Source organism: Anaerocolumna sp. (assembly GCF_032079385.1).
In the GTDB taxonomy this organism is placed as follows: domain Bacteria; phylum Bacillota; class Clostridia; order Lachnospirales; family Lachnospiraceae; genus Anaerocolumna.
On sequence record NZ_DAMAUC010000010.1, the window covers coordinates 105,981 to 122,930 of the forward strand.

Genomic DNA, 16,950 nt, shown 5'->3' on the forward strand with positions numbered 1-16,950 from the left:
TACAAAGTGAATTGCGGAGCAACTCTCAGGCAGTGAAAGCATGGAGGATTTTGTATGAATAAAAGTATAGACATTATGGTTAATACAATTGCAGATATTCTAATAGATAATAATCCTTCCATATATATATTGGGTTCAGTTGTATTGGATGATTTTCAATTAGGTTGGAGCGATATTGATATTCTATGCTTAACGGAGCATTCCATATCTAGTGATCAGGCAGAAAAACTTCTTCATTTACGCCAGGAATTATCTGCAAAGTATATAAATAGCCCATATTTTAGAGCATTTGAGGGTGGTTTTATATCTTTAGAAGCATTTTTGAATAAACAGGAAGATAAGGTTGTTTATTGGGGAACAACAGGTGAACGAATAGCAGAACACTATGAATTTGATGTGTTTTCTATGATGAATTTAATGGATTATGGAAGATTATTATATGGAAAGGATATAAGATTTCTATTAAACTATCCCAATGTGAAAGCGCAATTTGACGCTATTAATGATTATTATTGTATAATTAGAAAATATTTTGATAAACCAAGCAGAAGTTTATACGCCGCAGGTAATTTATTGGACATTGCAAGATGCCTATATACTTTGCAGTCAGGAAAAATTATTAGTAAAACAAATGCCGGTTTATGGGCACTTGAAAATAATTTGGTACCTGATATCAAAATTATGCATAGAGTATTAAAGATTCGGAAACATCCTAATAACTATAAAGAGGATGAAAAAACTTTAGAATGGCTAGAAACATTGGGGCCAAATATAATGGAATTTGCAGATGTACTAGAAAAAAATATACGTATAAAACAAGTTGAAGGGGGATTTTAATATGTTATACGCGGAGGATTTTCGAGAAATTGCCCGGAGAGCGTTAAGTGGTAGATGGGGAATGGCTATTGGTACCGGTTTCATTGCTTCGTTATTAGGTGTCAATGCAGTTTCAGGTAATACTATCTCTAGAAAATCAGAGAGTATGACTGTACGTGTACCAACAGCCTTTATATCGGTTTTCGCTATTTTGATTTCTTCCATAATCATGCTTGCCATTCTTTCTTTATTTCTCGGTGGTGTAATTAAGCTTGGTTACTGCCGATTTAACCAAAATCTAATCAATAATACTGATCCAAAATTCAGTGATATTTTTTCTAGGTTTGATATTTTTTGGAAGGCATGTGGTATGAATTTATTAATACAATTATACACATTATTATGGTCATTGCTTTTTGTAATTCCCGGTATTATTGCTTCTCTAAGCTATGCAATGGCACCGTATATTATGGCAAACGATCCATACATGAATATTCAGGAAGCCCTTCAACAATCGAAAGATATGATGTACGGAAATAAATGGCGCTTGTTTTGCCTTAATATAAGTTTTATTGGTTGGATGATTCTTTCAGCATTTACATTGGGAATTGGACTCCTATGGCTGAATCCATATATGAGTGCAGCACAAGCGGCATTTTATAACGATGTATCTGGAAGAAATAATAAGACGGCAAATGAGGAATATTTTTAAATATATAATAAAAAGGTGCAAAAACACCGGAATCGGGGATAGTATGATTCGTTTAAGACCATATAAGGCATGTGATGCACAATATATTGTAAAATGGATAAGAAATGAACAAGAATTTAGGCTATGGAGTGCTGACAGATACAACGAGTTTCCAATTGATGGAGATAAAATGAATGAATATTATGATTCCTTCAAAGACAGCGATTCTTTTTGGCCAATGACCGCATTTGACAAAAATGGTGTTGTTGGTCATTTAATAATGCGTTTTACAGATAAGAACAAGACTGTTGTAAGATTTGGATTTGTTATCGTGGATAATTCATTAAGAGGAAAGGGATACGGCTATGAGATGCTTCAGTTGGCTATAAAGTATGCTTTTGAAATCTTAAAAGTGAATAAGATAACACTAGGTGTATTTGAACAAAATGAGTCCGCTATTAAATGCTATAAGTCTGTAGGATTTAAAGAAGTGCTTCATGAGCAAAAAAGTTATCATATGTTAAACCAAGAATGGAATTGCATTGAGATGGAGATGCGGGGAGCTCAAAAGAAAGTCTATGAAAATCTAATTCAACTATGTAAAAATCTTTAGTTGAACGTGACCCAAAACCGGATTAAATTGCAAAAAATAGAAACAGTTATTTAGGAGGTCTTATGGCTATATGGAATCCATGGCGTGGATGTCATAAAAAGAGCGAAGGATGTGCCAATTGCTATATACATAGAGCAGATCAAAGAAAAGGAATTGATACCGATAAAATATATAAAACAGAAGAGTTTTACAAACCCATAGAAAAAGATAAAAAGGGCAATTATAAAATAAAAAGCGGACAAACCGTATTCTTATGCTTTAACAGTGATTTTTTTGTAGAAGAGGCAGATGATTGGAGAAAAGAAGTATGGGAAATGATGAAAATCCGAGATGATTTACACTTTTTATTTCTGACTAAAAGGATTGAACGATTTCCAGTTGGATTACTTGAGGATTTTCAAGATGGATATAACAATGTGACAATATGTACTACTATTGAAAATCAACATAGAGCTGAGGAGAGACTTTCTGTACTAAGAACTCTACCTATAAAACATAAAATGATTACCATACAGCCCATGCTTGAAAGAATTAATATTCAGAATTATCTAGACGATACAATTGAGTGTGTGGTTGTTGGCGGTGAATCGGGAAGCAACGTAAGACCCTTAGATTATGAGTGGGTTCTAAATATTAGAGAACAGTGTATAAAAAAGAATGTAAGTTTTGAATTTAGACAGTTGGGTTCCATATTTATAAAGGACGGGAACACTTATAAAGTTTCACGGCAAAATTTATGTGCACAAGCAAGAAAAGCGGATATTAATTATTCTAGAATATAAGTGTAGAAAATTGAAGACGATGATATATTTTTTAAAAAAATAAGCTTCATAAAACAACATGGTATATATGTAACAAGCATGAATTAATAAACAAAATATAAGAAAAATTAGTACATAATTATTATAAAATATAAAGCAGTATAGTTTATTGTTGAAAGGGGCATATAAGAATGAATACACCCATTTTAGAAACAGAAAGATTAATATTACGACCATTTTGTTTAGAAGATGCAAAAGATATTTATGATTGTTGGGAAAGTGACCCCGACGTTGCCCAATATATGTTTTGGACTAGCCATAATGATATAAATAAAACTATTGATTGGGTCAAAGGAGAAGTTAGTAAAATAAATTCTGATAACTGGTACAGATGGGCTTTCATATTAAAGACAACTCAAGAATTATTAGGAACAGGAGTATTATATCTGGAAGAAGATTATAATAAATATGAAATTGCTTATAATCTGGGTAAAAAGGCATGGGGAAAGGGCTATACAACAGAAGCCATGAAAGAAATCATAAGCTTTGCGCAAAAGGATTTAAATATAAAAGAGATAATGGGAAGACATGCAAAAGAGAATCCTGCATCGGGCAATGTTTTGATAAAGTTAGGGTTTACATATATGAGGGACATTCCTTATATATGTAATAAAGGGAATAGCGTATATGAGGGAAAAGAATATATTTTATTATTAGGAGATAAGGTATTATATTAAATATATTAGCCGCTATATTTCTAATTATACCCATAACTTTACTTGCGGGAAAAGGGAGCTGGTTAATTTCAGGTTATAATACAGCTTTCTAAATATACTTTATGATGTAAGTTACTTTTACTCCTATATAATAGAATAAAAATGATTTATAAACCTTCAGATAATAATTAGAATGTTAAACTATATTAACATATAATGTAGTATATTCTAATTGGAGGGTTCTTGAATGAAAAGTGAAATAGTTCCTGCATTAATATCCGGAATACTTTCCGTATTGATGTTTGTATATGCATTTTTTACTTCAAAAGAGAAAGGTCCGATATTATCTAATAACTATTTATTTGTTTCAAAAGAAAAACAAAAGAAGCTGGATAAAAAGCTGGAGTACCGCCGTGTAACAATTGTATTTGGATTGTTAGGACTTATATTTTTATTATTGACTATGCAAATTCTTACTATATGGACATGGCTAAATTATGCTATGGGAATAGTCGTTATTCTTCTAATTGGTTACGTTGTTAAAGTAACAATGGATACTGTATTAAATGGCCCAATTGAATAAAAGGAGTCCAATTGGATAACTCCTTTTATCAATGATTATAAGCTGTCCCTATTTTTATTCTAATTTTATATGCTAAGATCCCTTCGTGTTTTTCAAAAAATTAATCTGAGCAATAGTAAACAATTGAAATTATTCTGTATTATGTTTTTAACTCACAAGATGGAAGATAGCCAAATTGGTTTTTATAGCATTTTGAAAAATATGAAGGGTTATTAAAGCCGCACATTTCAGCGCATTCTACAATGTTTATATTCCCCTTTTTTAAAAGTGTCCGGGCATAAAGGCAGCGGGTCGTAAGGAGATAGCCCTTTAGTGTCTGGCCTGTTATCTCCTTAAAAATACGGCAAAAATAATATTTGCTTATACAAAGTTCAGAGGCAATATCGTCTAAGCTAAATTCATTCTTCAAATTTCTATTTATATATTCAATTGCTTGTTTAATTAATTCTGATTTATTCTTACTGGCAATTCGCTCTTTATTTATTACTATTTGGTTTCGGTATAACAATATATTTATGGTTATACATAGTGCTCTAATTGCTCTTTTCCAATGAAGCCGCTGGTTTTTTGATTCCCGGATTATTATATTAAATATATTGATTATTTCCGGATCATTTGTTTTTTCGCAAAATATATTTTCTGTTATATCAAAGCCTATTTCACGGCAAAAATTATTATCCATAATCAAACAATAATAACTACATTCACTACCATATAATTTAATGTTATGTATATAATTGGAGTTTACTATAACTACATCACCGGCAGAAGCTAAAATAATTTCTCCATTAATGGAGATTTCCGCACTGCCCGAAATAAAATATAGCAATTCGATATTTATGTGCCAATGGTAGAAAACTTCACTGAAAGAAGAATCCATCTTATAGAAATCAAAAATTATGGGATAATCCAGCTCCATGAAAGAGTGCAGCTCATAAATGAAATCTTTCCTAATACAAACACTTCCTTTCAATGAGAATATAGTAAATTGTACCACAAAAGCTTTGAAAAATAAATGTGATTTGTTAATATTAATATATTTGTTAATAATAATCGCTGTATATAAATGGTTATCCCGCAATTTTACTCTCTTTTTCGATAAAAAAGCAATATAGTTCTATTAATGGGCAAAGTTATTTGTTTAAATTTAACCATAATATTATTAGAATATAGATAGTGAGATATTTAGAATGATACTATTTATTTCTAAGTTTCCTCACAATCAAAAAACATACATAATATTGACTAAAGCATGAGGAGGTAAGTAGTAGTGAAAGCATATTCAGGGTGTAAACCAGATAAAGGGAGGAAACCGCCTGTGGCAGGAAAAGTTAAAAAGCATCTGTCGAAATACGGTATTGTGTACATATTTCTCATTCCCATAATGGTGCAATTTATAATTTTTTATCTTATTCCTATAATATTTAGTTTTGTGCTTACATTTACGGATTGGTCTATTGTAGGAACACCAAAATTTAACGGATTGAGTAATTGGAAACGGCTTTTTCATGATGCCATTGCCTGGAAGTCTATTAAAAACACAGCAATGTTCTCGGTTTATTATATTGTTCCCACTATGGCATTAGGGTTGTTTTTAGCGGTAATGATATTTTCACAGAAAAAAAGAGTGGGTACCTTTTTTAAAGGTATATTTTTTCTGCCGGTTGTAACATCTTTTGTAGTCATATCTGGTATATGGAAGTGGATTTTTATGGGATCGGATCAGGGAATTATAAATCAGATACTTTCTTTTTTGGGGTTGAATACACAGCTTTTTTTAGCCAGTTCCAAGCAGGCATTACTTGTACTGGCAAGCCTGAGTGTATTTAAGGTTGTAGGAAGTACCATGATATATTATTTTGCAGGACTTAACGGTATATCGGAAGATGTATATGAAGCTGCCAGAATAGATGGAGCTGGAAAGTGGAAAATATTTTCAAAAATAACTTTCCCTTTATTAACACCTATACATTTTTACGTAGCAATTGTTACCACGATAGGTTCTTTCCAGATATTTGATTCGGCATTTCTACTTACCAACGGCGGACCTAATTTCTCAACTAACACGATAGTATTTTATATGTATGAACAGGGATTTTCTTCTTTAAGATTCGGATATGCCAGTGTTCTTGCGTATGTACTGTTTTTAATAATATTGTTGCTGTCACTTATACAGAAAAGAGTTATAAGAGAGCAGCTTGATTAATGGAGGAAACATATTATGGAAGATAAAAAGACATCAGTAGTTTCAGTTGTACTGTTAACGGTATTAGCCATATTATTTCTGACACCTTTCATCATAATGATAATAGGCAGCATGATAAAAATGAAAATACCTGTAGGCAACCCATTTACATGGATAAAGAAAGACCTGTCCCTATTTAACTTTATTTTTATAATAAAGAATTCAGAATATTTGACATGGATAAAAAATTCCTTGGTTATCACCATTATACCTACTGCTTTACAAATGTTCTTTGCATTGGTTTTAGGCTATATATTTGCAAAAAAGCAATTTAAGGGAAGAGATTTAATCTTCTGGATTATGATGGCAGTTATTATGGTTCCGTCACAAATCTTAATAATACCACGTTATATCATGTTTAATAAGATTGGATGGATAAATACATATATCCCTCTTATTCTTCCACAGATATGGGGTATAATGGGAGTCTTTTTTGTAAAACAGTTCATGCTTCAACTACCTAAGGAATTGGAAGAAGCAGCATATATAGACGGTGCTAATGACTTTCAAGTACTGTTTGGCATTATGATGCCATTGTGTAAATCTGTAATAGCAACTGTTGGTACCTTTGCGTTTATATCTTGTTGGAATGATCTCTTGACTCCGCTTATATTTACCACCAGTAAGAAAATGTATCCTATAACGGTTGGTCTGGCTTCTCTTCTTACAAAGGAAGGAAATTTTGGAATTGAAATGGCCGGAGCAGTATTTTCGTTCGTGCCAACATTCTTAATGTTTTTATTTTTCCAAAAATATTTCACCAGAGGTATCGCATTCACTGGAATAAAATAAAAAGAGGTGCTAAAGTACCAGAAGCGAGGTTAGAATGAAAAGTATTTGTGCATTAAAAGGAAAAGTATGTATTGTAGAAAAAGAGATACCAAAAATAAAAGATAATTTTATATTGGTTAGAACAAGCTATACGGCTATAAGCCCGGGTACGGAGATAACCATGACTAAGAACAGCGGGAATGAGTATGTTAATCTTGGCTATAGTGGTTCCGGAGAAGTAGTTGAGGTTGGAGCGGGAGTAGAATACATCAAGATTGGTGATAGAGTTGCCTGTTACGGAGCTCCCCATGTATCACATAGCGAATATCTGCTGGTACCTAAGACCTTATGTGTTAAACTTCCTGACAGCGTTGGGCTTAGAGAAGCATCCTTAGTTGGTTTGGGAGCTATAGCCATTCATGCCTTACGTCAGGCACACTTGCAGTTTGGAGAAATTGCAGTAGTATCTGGTCTTGGCATATTTGGTCAGCTGATTGGACAGATAGCCAATGCTTCAGTGCTACAGGTTGTTCCTTTGAATAATACAGAAAAAAGAGCAGAACTGTTCGAAAGAATTACAGGAATAAAAACTTTTATTAACGAAGTAGAAATGGAAAGTCATATTGATAAAATTTCTTGTGGACGAGGGGCAGATGCTGTGTTCTTATGTGCTGGCAGAAGTGCAGGATATCAGACGAACAAAAGTCTGGAATGGCTGAGACTTAGAGGCAAAAGTATTATCGTAGGGGATATAGAGCCTCATTATGATAGAGGTCTTATGTTTGATAAAGAAATACAAATCATGATTTCGAAAGCCGGAGGTCCGGGAAGATACGATAAAGTTTATGAATTCCAGGCAATTGATTATCCATATGGGTATGTAAGATGGACAGAAGGCCGCAATATGGAAGAATTTATAAGACTGGTTGGTGAGAGAAAGATAACAGTTGATGAATACATAAAGGATAGTATAAAAATCGATGAGGCAGAATCTGCGTGGGCAGATTTAGAATCTGGAAACCATGCAGGTCTTACAAAGATAATATCTTATATATAGAGGTGGAGTAGAAATGAATCGTTTTGAAAGTTTAAAAGAAAGTATGTATATACCATCTGAAGAGTTAATTAATGATATTGAAAAAATAGATGGGGATATCATGATATTAGGTGTTAGTGGGAAAATGGGGGTTAACCTTGCTAAATTAGCCAAAAGGGCTTCTAATAAAGCAAAAAACCAGAAAAAGATATATGGTGTGGCCAGATTTACAGAAAGTGACGGTATTCAGGAAGAACTTGAATCGGAAGGAATAGAAACCATAAAATGCGATTTTATGTCAGAGGATCAACTGGAAGCTCTCCCGGAAGTAAAAAATATCATATATATGGTAGGATATAAATTTGGTACCGTAGGTAATGAAGACTTTGCTTGGGCTATAAACTCATATCTTCCGGGAAGGATAGCAAATAAATACAAAGCTTCCAATATAGTTGCCTTTTCTACAGGATGCGTGTATCCGCTGGTTAAGGTATCGGCAGGAGCACCTTCTGAAGAGTTTCCCCCGGAAGCAGTGGGTGAATATGCTCAGTCCTGCCTGGGCAGAGAAAGAATACTTCAATATTTTTCAAAACAGAACCAAACACCAATGACCATATTCCGGTTAAATTATGCCATAGATTTAAAGTATGGTGTTCTATCAGAGATTGCACAGGCAGTTCTTAATGAACAACCTATCGATTTAACTATGGGCCATGCAAATGTTATATGGCAAAAAGATGCTTGTGAGATGGCTGTCCGATCTCTTCGGGTGGTAAGTACACCGGCAAATGTAATTAATGTTACGGGACCGGAGACCGTATCTATAAGATGGATGGCAGAAAGGTTTGCAGAGAAATTCAATAAAACTCCCAAGTTTACAGGCATTGAATCTGATATGGCATTGTTAAGTAATGCTTCTAAGGCTCATACTATATTCGGATATCCCAAAACCACAATAAGAGAGATGATAGATACCACATCAGAATGGTTGTTAAATGGTGGAGATACAATAGATAAACCCACACATTTTCAAGAAAGGGAGGGTAAATATTAGATGGCAAAAGGTTTGGATGGAAATATTTTAAATCTTCTTAAAACAGGGACAGTTATACCGGCGTGTCCATTAGCTATTAATAAGGACAGGGTATTTGATGACTTCACCCAACGGGTTCTGGTTCACTATTATATGGAGGCAAACGCAGGGGGACTTGCAGTGGGTGTACATACTACACAATTTAATATCAGGGATCAAAAGCATAACCTATATGCGAGACTTTTAAGTGTGGTACATGATGAAATTGTAAGTTCCAATATACAAAGACCCTTTATAAAAATTGCAGGGGTATGCGGGGAAACAGAGCAGGCAATACAAGAAGCCATAACTGCAGAAAAAATAGGATACGATATGATTTTACTTAGTATGGGAGGACTGGATTCCTATACGGAATATGAGCTCTTAGAAAGAACCAAAAGAATTGCAGATATTATGCCGGTTTTTGGATTTTATTTGCAGCCTAATGCCGGAGGAAGAAGATTCAGTTATGAATTTTGGCAGAAGTTTGCGGACATAGAAGGAGTTATAGCAATAAAAACTGCCCCATTTAACCGTTATGATACTTTAGATGTACTCAGAGCTGTATGCAGTTCCAAGCGCTGTAATGAAATCACAGTATATACAGGAAATGATGATAACATAGTCGCAGATCTTCTTACAAAATATAAATTCAATGTTAATGGCCAGATTATAGAAAAAGAAATATGCGGAGGCTTATTGGGGCATTGGGCAGTATGGACCAGTAAGGCGGCGGAGTTGCTGGATAAGATTAAAAAGGCTAAAGATACGGGAGCAGGATTTGGAGAACTTTTAGCCATGGGAACTCAAATTACAGACTGTAATGCTGCATTTTTTGATGTGAACAATAATTTCTTTGGATGTATTCCCGGAATAAATGAGGTGTTGGCAAGACAGGGGTTACTTCAAGGCAATTGGTGTTTAGATGAAAAGGAAATACTAGGTGAAGGTCAGATGGAAGAGATAAACAGAGTTTATAAGTCCTATCCAGAACTAAATGACGATAAGTTCATTGCTGATAATATAGAAAAATGGAAAGAAAGAGTAAGAGAAAAGCAAGAAGAGATTGGCTAAAGTGTGAAAGGAGCACGGTCATAATATGAAAAAACTTAGAGTGTGCATGATAGGCTGCGGGAGAATATCAGAGATGTATGCACAGGTGTTTAAAGAGTTGAGTGATCTTGCAGAAGTGGTTTATGCTGTAGATACAGACTTAAATAAAGCGAAGGCATTTGCAGAGCAGTTTAAAGGCTGTAAAGCAATTATTGATTACAGAGAATGTATGGAGGACAACATAGATGTGGCCCATATAGCAACACCCCATTATTCACATCATGAGATTGCGATAGAGCTGATGAAGAATAAAATACATGTTCTGACAGAAAAACCAATGGCTATCACTTTGTCCAATGCGGACAAAATGATTTCTGTTTCAGAAGAAATGGGAACAAAACTAGGAGTGATATTTCAAACAAGATATGCAAAAGGATGTACCCACATCAAGAATATAATTGATTCAGGAAAGTTAGGAAAAATAAAGTGCGCCAGATCATATTTATCCTGGTCAAGGAATAAATCCTATTATGCCGATTCAGATTGGAAAGGCACATGGGATAAGGAGGGCGGAGGCGTTTTAATCGATCAGGCAATACATTCTATAGACAGAGTTCAATGGTTGGTTGGAAGTGATATAGAATGGATAGAAGGTAATATAAGTAACAGAAATCATGAATATTTGAAAGTTGAGGACACTGCGGATGCTCTGGTAAAATTTCAGAATGGCTGTTTATATCATCTGTATGCTACAAACTGTTATGGCTATGATGCACCAATAGAGTTAGAAATAGTTGGTGAACATGGAAAAGTAGGAATGAAGCAGGATTTGGCATGGGTTGATATAGATGGAGTAGAGTACTATGAGATGGCAGAAGAAAATAGTGAAGTAATACCAGGAAAAGCTTATTGGGGATATACTCATGTTACACAGATACGGGACTTTTATATTTCTGTAATTAACGATTCTTTAGTAAAAATAGATGGGAGAGAAGGTAAAAAAGCTCTGGATATAATCCTGTCTATATACGAATCCTCAATTAAAAACAAAAGGATATATAGAGACATAATAGAAGCAGGAGGTAATCATGATTAGAATAGGTATTATAGGATGCGGCGGGATTGCTCATGCACACGCTCAATGTTATAAGAATATACATGAAGCCGAAATCGTTGCTGTGGCCGATGTAATGAAAGAGCGTGCTGATAAAATGGCAGAGTTTCTGGGCGCCGAAGCTTTGTATGATGGAAATGATATTTTTGACAGGAAAGATATTGACATGGTAGATATATGCCTTCCTACCAATATGCATTGTGAATATGTTATAAAGGCTGCCAAGGCAGGGCTTCACATCTTATGTGAAAAACCAGTAGCTTTGACAGTAGAAGAAGGAAAGAAGATGCGTGATGCAGCAGAACAGGCAGGGGTTAAGCTTATGATAGCACATGTACTCCGCTATTTTCCGGAATATGAAACTGCAAAAAAGATTATAGAAAGTGGAGATATAGGCCGGCCAGTCATGGTGAGAACCTACCGCGGAGGGGTACATCCCGGAAGGATAAGGGAATGGTACGAAGATATAAATACAAGCGGTGGAGCTATTCATGATATGACAATCCATGATATTGATTTTCTTATGCACTGTTTTGGAGATGTGAAGGAAGTCTATGCAAAGGGAAATGCCTATAAACATGAGCGATATAACGAATATGATGTTGTTATGTTGGAATTTAAAAATGGAGTTATAGCCCATATTGAAGCGGATTGGTCAAAGCCTGGTGGTTCTCCTTTTACAACCAAGTTAGAAATTGTGGGAACGGAGGGAATCTATCAAAGTAACTCCGAAGATTCGATTCCAATCATTTGTCAAATCGAAAGTACTGCATCCGGTGCAAAAGACGGGGTAGCCATACCGGAAAGTCCTTTAACCCCAAGAAGCAATCCCTATGCGAAGGAGATTATAGCTTTTATAGATGCAATAGAGAATAACAAGGATGTACCAATAGCCTGCAACGATGCCATAAAGGCAGCTTACATATCTTTGTGTGCCATGGAGTCTATGAAGACAGGCCAAAAGGTATATCCTAAGGAGGTGATATAAATGAATCTGGCAATAATAGGCTGTGAACATGTTCATGCTGCTTCTTATATTGAAGAGGCGCTAAATATAAAAAACATTAATATCATTGGTCTTGCGGAGCCTGACACAGAAATGGGAAGACCATTAGCTGAAAAATATGATATAGGATATTATGAAAAATATTCAGATCTGATTCTACATAATGAAGTGGACACGGTGTGTATATGCACTTCTAATAAACTCCATGCCGAACTTACTATAGAGGCTGCTAATGCAGGGAAACATGTGATTGTAGAAAAACCCTTAGCAACCACTATGGAAGATGGAGAAAAAATGATTGAAGCCTGCAAGAAGAATGGTATAAAACTTATGGTGGCATTACCGTGCAGATATATTCCTTCTGTAGTCAGGGCAAAAGAAATTATAGATAATGGTTCAATTGGCGATATAGTAGCCATAACCGGAACGAATCATGGAACCATGCCGGGAGGATGGTTTGTTGATAAAGAAAAAGCCGGAGGTGGTGCTATAATTGATCATACCATACATGTAGCTGATATCATGCACTGGATCTTAGGCAAGGAAGTTGAAGAAGTCTTTGCCAAAGGCGGAAGGTATATACATGATATACCCGTTGAAGATACGGGATTGATATTTATGCAATTTAAGAACGGTCCCTATGCTACATTGGACACATCATGGAATAGACCGAAGTCATTTCCTACATGGGGAGATGTAACTCTTAACATTATCGGTACCCAAGGAAGCATAAACGTGGATTCATTTAAACAACATGGAAATCTGTACTCGAATAAGCATACAAAGAGCCTCCAAAGTTATTGGGGAGATGATATGAATCGGCTTATGTTAGAAGACTTTGCAGATGCTGTAGATAATGACAGGGTATCGCCAATAACCGGAGAGGATGGATTATTTGCTTTAAAAGTTGCTATTAAAGCCTACGAATCTATAGAAAAAGGAACACCGGTAAGAGGATAGAGGTCTAAATAAGAGTGAATTTAAGGTGATAAACTTTAAAATTCATTAGCATTGGCATCGGTAAAGTATAATATAGCAATTTAGTTATATTAATTGGCAAGGTATTTAGTTTACTAATTATATATATTGTACTAAAATACAACTGTCAGGGTGATGATATATAGGAAAAATACACAGAATTAAAGAGGGAACATATATCATTATTCTGGCAAAAATTAAAATTAGGGAGGAAAAAACATGTTGAAGAAGGTATTAAAAATGTTGGTGGCAGTCAGTCTCTCAATGGTGGTATTGGCCGGTTGTAGTCCAACAAAGAAAGTTGATACGGTAGACCCTGCCGTACCGACAACGGGGGAACAGACTAAAGGAACTGAAAATGAAGAAAAAACGGAGACACCTGATACAAATGAGAGTTTCACACTTACTGTATGGACACATCCCTTTGTATCTACAGATTTAGCTGACAATCAAAACAAAGTTTTTGATGACATGGCAGCAGAGTTTAAAAAAATATATCCAAATGCAAATATAGTATTTGAAGAGATTCCCTGGAAAAACAGAGAAGAAAAAATGCTTGCTGCTTTAGCAACAGATGCAGGTCCGGATATTTTCTATCTTATACCGGATATGATGACACAATTTGCTGATAAGGAGGTTCTTGCACCTATAGATGAGCTTTTGGGTTCCGGTTTTGATTACTCTGATTTCTCAAAAACTTCCATAGAGGCAGTGTCATATAATGGTCATCTATATGGACTTCCAATTTTACGAGAAGTTCAGACAATGTTCTATAATAGTGATATTCTGGCTGAGGTTGGTGGTAATGCAAATGATCTTCCAGACACCATTGAAGAGTTTAATAAGCTGGCAGATGCAGCTGTAGCAGCAGGATATTATGCTCGTACCTTCGAAGGTGGAAATACCCTTAATGCAACTCTATATCCATATATCTGGGCTTATGGCGGTGATATAATTGGAGAAAATAACGAAATACTTATTAATAGCGCTGAATCAGTGAAAGCTTGGGAAGAGGTAAAAAGACAGTATGACGCAGGATATTTTCCAGCAGATTCTATAACATCACAAGATCAATCCTCCATCTTCCTGGAAGGAAAATCATTAGCAACGTATAGTTCTGCATACATGTTAACATTGATGGAAAGCCAGGAAATGAAGAATTATGTGATAGGACCTCCACTTGAAGGAGTTACCTTTGGTGTAACCGGAATGTTCGTAGTATCTGCTAAGTCACCAAACGCTGACAAGGCTGCACAATTCTTAAACGTGATGACAAATACAGAGAACCAAAAGGCATTTAATAGCCTTACTGGCTATATACCATCAAGAGCTTCTGCATTGGATATATATGACTCCAATGTTCCAATGAAGGAATTAGCTCAATATGTAAGCCTTGCAAAACCTGGTGTAATTCATTCGACAGCAAGAGTATTTATGTCTAATGTAACTGCACAACTGCAAGCTATGCTGGAGGGAAGCCTGACGCCACAAGAAGCGGCAGATGCAGCAGCAAATATGATATCAATGGAAATGAATTAAACATAATATTGAAATATAATTATGGGTAGGAGCAGATTATTCTGTTTCCTGCCCATGATTTTATTTCAATAATCCCTTAGTCCGACCCAATAAAACAAGGCATGAAATGAAGATTTATTGCATATGTTTAGATATAACTGAAAGGAGGACGGCATATGTTAGAGCAATTATCGTCACTTGACTTATCAAATCAAATATACGATGTATATAATGATATTAAGGCTAGGACAGGCGGTGAAATATACATAGGCGTGGTAGGGCCGGTTAGAACTGGAAAGTCTACCTTTATCAAACGATTTATGGATCTATTGGTAATACCCAATATAGAAGACGAATATAGCCGGGGAAGAGCCATAGACGAACTACCACAAAGCGCAGCAGGCAAAACCATAATGACAACAGAGCCAAAGTTTATACCGAAAGAAGCTGCTGAAATTAATTTAGGAGAAGGAACAAAAGTTAATATACGTCTTATTGATTGTGTAGGCTATATGGTAAGTGGCGCATCCGGCCACATTGAGAATGAACAGGAACGTTTGGTGAAAACGCCATGGTTTGATTATGAAATTCCTTTTACCCAGGCTGCGGAACTTGGCACACAAAAGGTTATTAATGATCATTCTACAATCGGTATTGTTGTAACAACAGATGGAAGTTTCGGTGACATACCAAGAGAAAATTATATTCCGGCAGAAGAGAAAACTATTAATGAATTAAAGAAATTAAGAAAACCTTTTATTGTATTACTGAATACAAATAGACCTTATTCCGAGAATACCATTGATCTTTCAAATGAAATCGCTGCAAAATATAATGTTACTGTTTTGCCAGTTAACTGTGAGCAGATGAAGAAAGATGACATACATAGAATCATGGTTAACATATTATCTGTATTCCCGGTATCTGAAATTGACTTTTATATGCCCAAATGGGCCGAAATGTTACCAGATGACCATTGGTTAAAACTGGATTTGATTAACTCCATTAAAGAATTAATGAGAAACATTACATTGATTCGTGATGTAAGAGCAGAAAACATGGAAAGCGGCAGTGAGTATGTTAAGAAATTCAAAATCGATAAGATCGAAATGGAGAATGGTTCCGTAAAAGTTACGGTAGATTTTGATGATGTATATTATTACAATATTTTAAGTGACTTAATCGGTGTACCAATTAACGATGAGTATCAGCTGATTGCTACTTTAAGAGAACTTGCCAATATGAAAAACGAATATGAAAAAGTGGGCAATGCATGTCAGGATGTCCGTACAAGAGGATATGGTGTAGTTACTCCTTCCAGAGAAGATATAACCATAGATGAGCCTGAGATTATGAAACATGGTAATAAATATGGTGTTAAAATTAAAGCTACGGCGCCATCCATCCATATGATTAAGGCCAATATTCAAACTGAAATAGCACCTATCGTAGGTACTCAGGAACAGGCTGAAGATTTAATTGCTTACATTAATAAGAATGCTGCTGAAGAACCGGAAGGAATCTGGGAAACCAATATATATGGTAAATCCATTAAACAATTGGTAGATGACGGAATCAATACTAAGATTAACAAAATGACGGATGAAAGTCAGTTAAAACTTCAGGAAACCATGCAGAAGATTATTAATGACAGCAATGGCGGCATTATCTGTATCATTATATAACTATAATTAAGCGGATAAATACATCCGCTTTTTTTTATTTTAAAAAAACATTAATATTTTCGTAAGATATTCTACGTATATAGAATAAAACATGGAATATTTATGTCATAGTAATTATTTTTTTAACTATTTTATAATTTTTAGCTGAGAATTAAAAAAAGTTTGACATTTAGTTGACAAAATTATGAACCATTGTTATAATAACCCTGTAATAGATTTAATATATTTGTAACAACTTTATTTAACATATAAATTTAACCATGATATTACAAATACATTTAAACCAAATTAT

The 16,950-nt window shown here is 34.8% G+C and carries 18 protein-coding genes; 17 read left to right on the forward strand and 1 reads right to left on the reverse strand.

Annotated features, from left to right (window positions below):
- The first annotated feature begins 54 nt into the window (after positions 1-54).
- From RT261_RS09990 to RT261_RS10020, 7 genes are all read left to right on the forward strand, one after another.
- A complete protein-coding gene (locus RT261_RS09990) occupies positions 55-837 on the forward strand; it encodes an aminoglycoside adenylyltransferase domain-containing protein (RefSeq protein ID WP_313132209.1) in 783 nt (260 codons plus the stop codon).
- A gap of 1 nt (position 838) precedes the next feature.
- The gene (locus tag RT261_RS09995; protein ID WP_313132211.1) at positions 839-1,528 is read left to right on the forward strand and encodes a DUF975 family protein; all 690 of its coding nucleotides are present in this window, start codon (positions 839-841) and stop codon (positions 1,526-1,528) included.
- Between the two features lie 43 nt (positions 1,529-1,571).
- Complete coding sequence (locus tag RT261_RS10000; RefSeq protein WP_313132212.1) at positions 1,572-2,120, forward strand: GNAT family N-acetyltransferase; 549 nt, start codon at positions 1,572-1,574, stop codon at positions 2,118-2,120.
- Between the two features lie 62 nt (positions 2,121-2,182).
- The gene (locus RT261_RS10005) at positions 2,183-2,902 is read left to right on the forward strand and encodes a DUF5131 family protein (RefSeq protein ID WP_313132213.1); all 720 of its coding nucleotides are present in this window, start codon (positions 2,183-2,185) and stop codon (positions 2,900-2,902) included.
- A 170-nt stretch (positions 2,903-3,072) separates the two neighbouring features.
- A complete protein-coding gene (locus RT261_RS10010) occupies positions 3,073-3,618 on the forward strand; it encodes a GNAT family N-acetyltransferase (protein WP_313132215.1) in 546 nt (181 codons plus the stop codon).
- Positions 3,619-3,632: 14 nt separating this feature from the next.
- Positions 3,633-3,710 carry a hypothetical protein gene (locus tag RT261_RS10015; RefSeq protein ID WP_313132293.1) on the forward strand — a complete coding sequence of 26 codons (78 nt, stop codon included), beginning with the start codon at positions 3,633-3,635 and terminating at the stop codon, positions 3,708-3,710.
- A 134-nt stretch (positions 3,711-3,844) separates the two neighbouring features.
- Entirely contained in the window at positions 3,845-4,180 is a 336-nt protein-coding gene (locus RT261_RS10020; protein WP_313132216.1) for a DUF3784 domain-containing protein, read from the forward strand.
- 139 nt (positions 4,181-4,319) lie between these two features.
- On the opposite strand, the gene RT261_RS10025 is transcribed toward RT261_RS10020, so the two are convergent.
- Positions 4,320-5,099, reverse strand: a complete 780-nt coding sequence (locus RT261_RS10025) for an AraC family transcriptional regulator (protein ID WP_313132218.1) — start codon at positions 5,097-5,099, stop codon at positions 4,320-4,322.
- 351 nt (positions 5,100-5,450) lie between these two features.
- Between RT261_RS10025 and RT261_RS10030 the strand changes: the two genes are divergently transcribed.
- From RT261_RS10030 to spoIVA, 10 genes are all read left to right on the forward strand, one after another.
- Positions 5,451-6,386 carry a carbohydrate ABC transporter permease gene (locus RT261_RS10030; protein WP_313132219.1) on the forward strand — a complete coding sequence of 312 codons (936 nt, stop codon included), beginning with the start codon at positions 5,451-5,453 and terminating at the stop codon, positions 6,384-6,386.
- A 15-nt stretch (positions 6,387-6,401) separates the two neighbouring features.
- The gene (locus RT261_RS10035) at positions 6,402-7,217 is read left to right on the forward strand and encodes a carbohydrate ABC transporter permease (RefSeq protein ID WP_313132220.1); all 816 of its coding nucleotides are present in this window, start codon (positions 6,402-6,404) and stop codon (positions 7,215-7,217) included.
- A gap of 34 nt (positions 7,218-7,251) precedes the next feature.
- Positions 7,252-8,253 carry a zinc-dependent alcohol dehydrogenase gene (locus RT261_RS10040; protein ID WP_313132222.1) on the forward strand — a complete coding sequence of 334 codons (1,002 nt, stop codon included), beginning with the start codon at positions 7,252-7,254 and terminating at the stop codon, positions 8,251-8,253.
- A 13-nt stretch (positions 8,254-8,266) separates the two neighbouring features.
- On the forward strand, positions 8,267-9,286 hold the full coding sequence (locus RT261_RS10045; protein ID WP_313132223.1) for an NAD-dependent epimerase/dehydratase family protein: 1,020 nt from the start codon (positions 8,267-8,269) through the stop codon (positions 9,284-9,286).
- Positions 9,287-10,378, forward strand: coding sequence for a dihydrodipicolinate synthase family protein (locus tag RT261_RS10050; protein ID WP_313132225.1), 1,092 nt, complete (start codon positions 9,287-9,289; stop codon positions 10,376-10,378).
- A gap of 25 nt (positions 10,379-10,403) precedes the next feature.
- A complete protein-coding gene (locus RT261_RS10055) occupies positions 10,404-11,453 on the forward strand; it encodes a Gfo/Idh/MocA family protein (protein WP_313132226.1) in 1,050 nt (349 codons plus the stop codon).
- Positions 11,446-12,459: a Gfo/Idh/MocA family protein gene (locus RT261_RS10060; RefSeq protein WP_313132227.1), complete on the forward strand. Its 1,014-nt coding sequence runs from the start codon at positions 11,446-11,448 to the stop codon at positions 12,457-12,459. The genes RT261_RS10055 and RT261_RS10060 overlap by 8 nt, the downstream gene beginning before the upstream one ends.
- Positions 12,460-13,437 carry a Gfo/Idh/MocA family protein gene (locus tag RT261_RS10065; protein WP_313132228.1) on the forward strand — a complete coding sequence of 326 codons (978 nt, stop codon included), beginning with the start codon at positions 12,460-12,462 and terminating at the stop codon, positions 13,435-13,437.
- A gap of 237 nt (positions 13,438-13,674) precedes the next feature.
- Positions 13,675-14,994 carry a sugar ABC transporter substrate-binding protein gene (locus tag RT261_RS10070; RefSeq protein WP_313132229.1) on the forward strand — a complete coding sequence of 440 codons (1,320 nt, stop codon included), beginning with the start codon at positions 13,675-13,677 and terminating at the stop codon, positions 14,992-14,994.
- A 155-nt stretch (positions 14,995-15,149) separates the two neighbouring features.
- Positions 15,150-16,658: a stage IV sporulation protein A gene (gene spoIVA, locus RT261_RS10075; RefSeq protein WP_313132231.1), complete on the forward strand. Its 1,509-nt coding sequence runs from the start codon at positions 15,150-15,152 to the stop codon at positions 16,656-16,658.
- Positions 16,659-16,950: the final 292 nt, after the last annotated feature.

Excerpts from the sequence above, each read along its gene's own strand:
- RT261_RS10005 (WP_313132213.1), top strand. The coding sequence starts at position 2,183 with ATGGCTATATGGAATCCATGGCGTGGATGTCATAAAAAGAGCGAAGGA.
- RT261_RS10020 (WP_313132216.1), top strand. The coding sequence starts at position 3,845 with ATGAAAAGTGAAATAGTTCCTGCATTAATATCCGGAATACTTTCCGTA.
- RT261_RS10055 (WP_313132226.1), top strand. The coding sequence starts at position 10,404 with ATGAAAAAACTTAGAGTGTGCATGATAGGCTGCGGGAGAATATCAGAG.
- RT261_RS10065 (WP_313132228.1), top strand. The coding sequence starts at position 12,460 with ATGAATCTGGCAATAATAGGCTGTGAACATGTTCATGCTGCTTCTTAT.
- spoIVA (WP_313132231.1), top strand. The coding sequence starts at position 15,150 with ATGTTAGAGCAATTATCGTCACTTGACTTATCAAATCAAATATACGAT.
- RT261_RS10010 (WP_313132215.1), top strand. The coding sequence starts at position 3,073 with ATGAATACACCCATTTTAGAAACAGAAAGATTAATATTACGACCATTT.
- RT261_RS10060 (WP_313132227.1), top strand. The coding sequence starts at position 11,446 with ATGATTAGAATAGGTATTATAGGATGCGGCGGGATTGCTCATGCACAC.
- RT261_RS10045 (WP_313132223.1), top strand. The coding sequence starts at position 8,267 with ATGAATCGTTTTGAAAGTTTAAAAGAAAGTATGTATATACCATCTGAA.
- RT261_RS10070 (WP_313132229.1), top strand. The coding sequence starts at position 13,675 with ATGTTGAAGAAGGTATTAAAAATGTTGGTGGCAGTCAGTCTCTCAATG.
- RT261_RS09990 (WP_313132209.1), top strand. The coding sequence starts at position 55 with ATGAATAAAAGTATAGACATTATGGTTAATACAATTGCAGATATTCTA.
- RT261_RS10040 (WP_313132222.1), top strand. The coding sequence starts at position 7,252 with ATGAAAAGTATTTGTGCATTAAAAGGAAAAGTATGTATTGTAGAAAAA.
- RT261_RS10050 (WP_313132225.1), top strand. The coding sequence starts at position 9,287 with ATGGCAAAAGGTTTGGATGGAAATATTTTAAATCTTCTTAAAACAGGG.
- RT261_RS09995 (WP_313132211.1), top strand. The coding sequence starts at position 839 with ATGTTATACGCGGAGGATTTTCGAGAAATTGCCCGGAGAGCGTTAAGT.
- RT261_RS10025 (WP_313132218.1), bottom strand. The coding sequence starts at position 5,099 with ATGGAGCTGGATTATCCCATAATTTTTGATTTCTATAAGATGGATTCT.
- RT261_RS10000 (WP_313132212.1), top strand. The coding sequence starts at position 1,572 with ATGATTCGTTTAAGACCATATAAGGCATGTGATGCACAATATATTGTA.
- RT261_RS10035 (WP_313132220.1), top strand. The coding sequence starts at position 6,402 with ATGGAAGATAAAAAGACATCAGTAGTTTCAGTTGTACTGTTAACGGTA.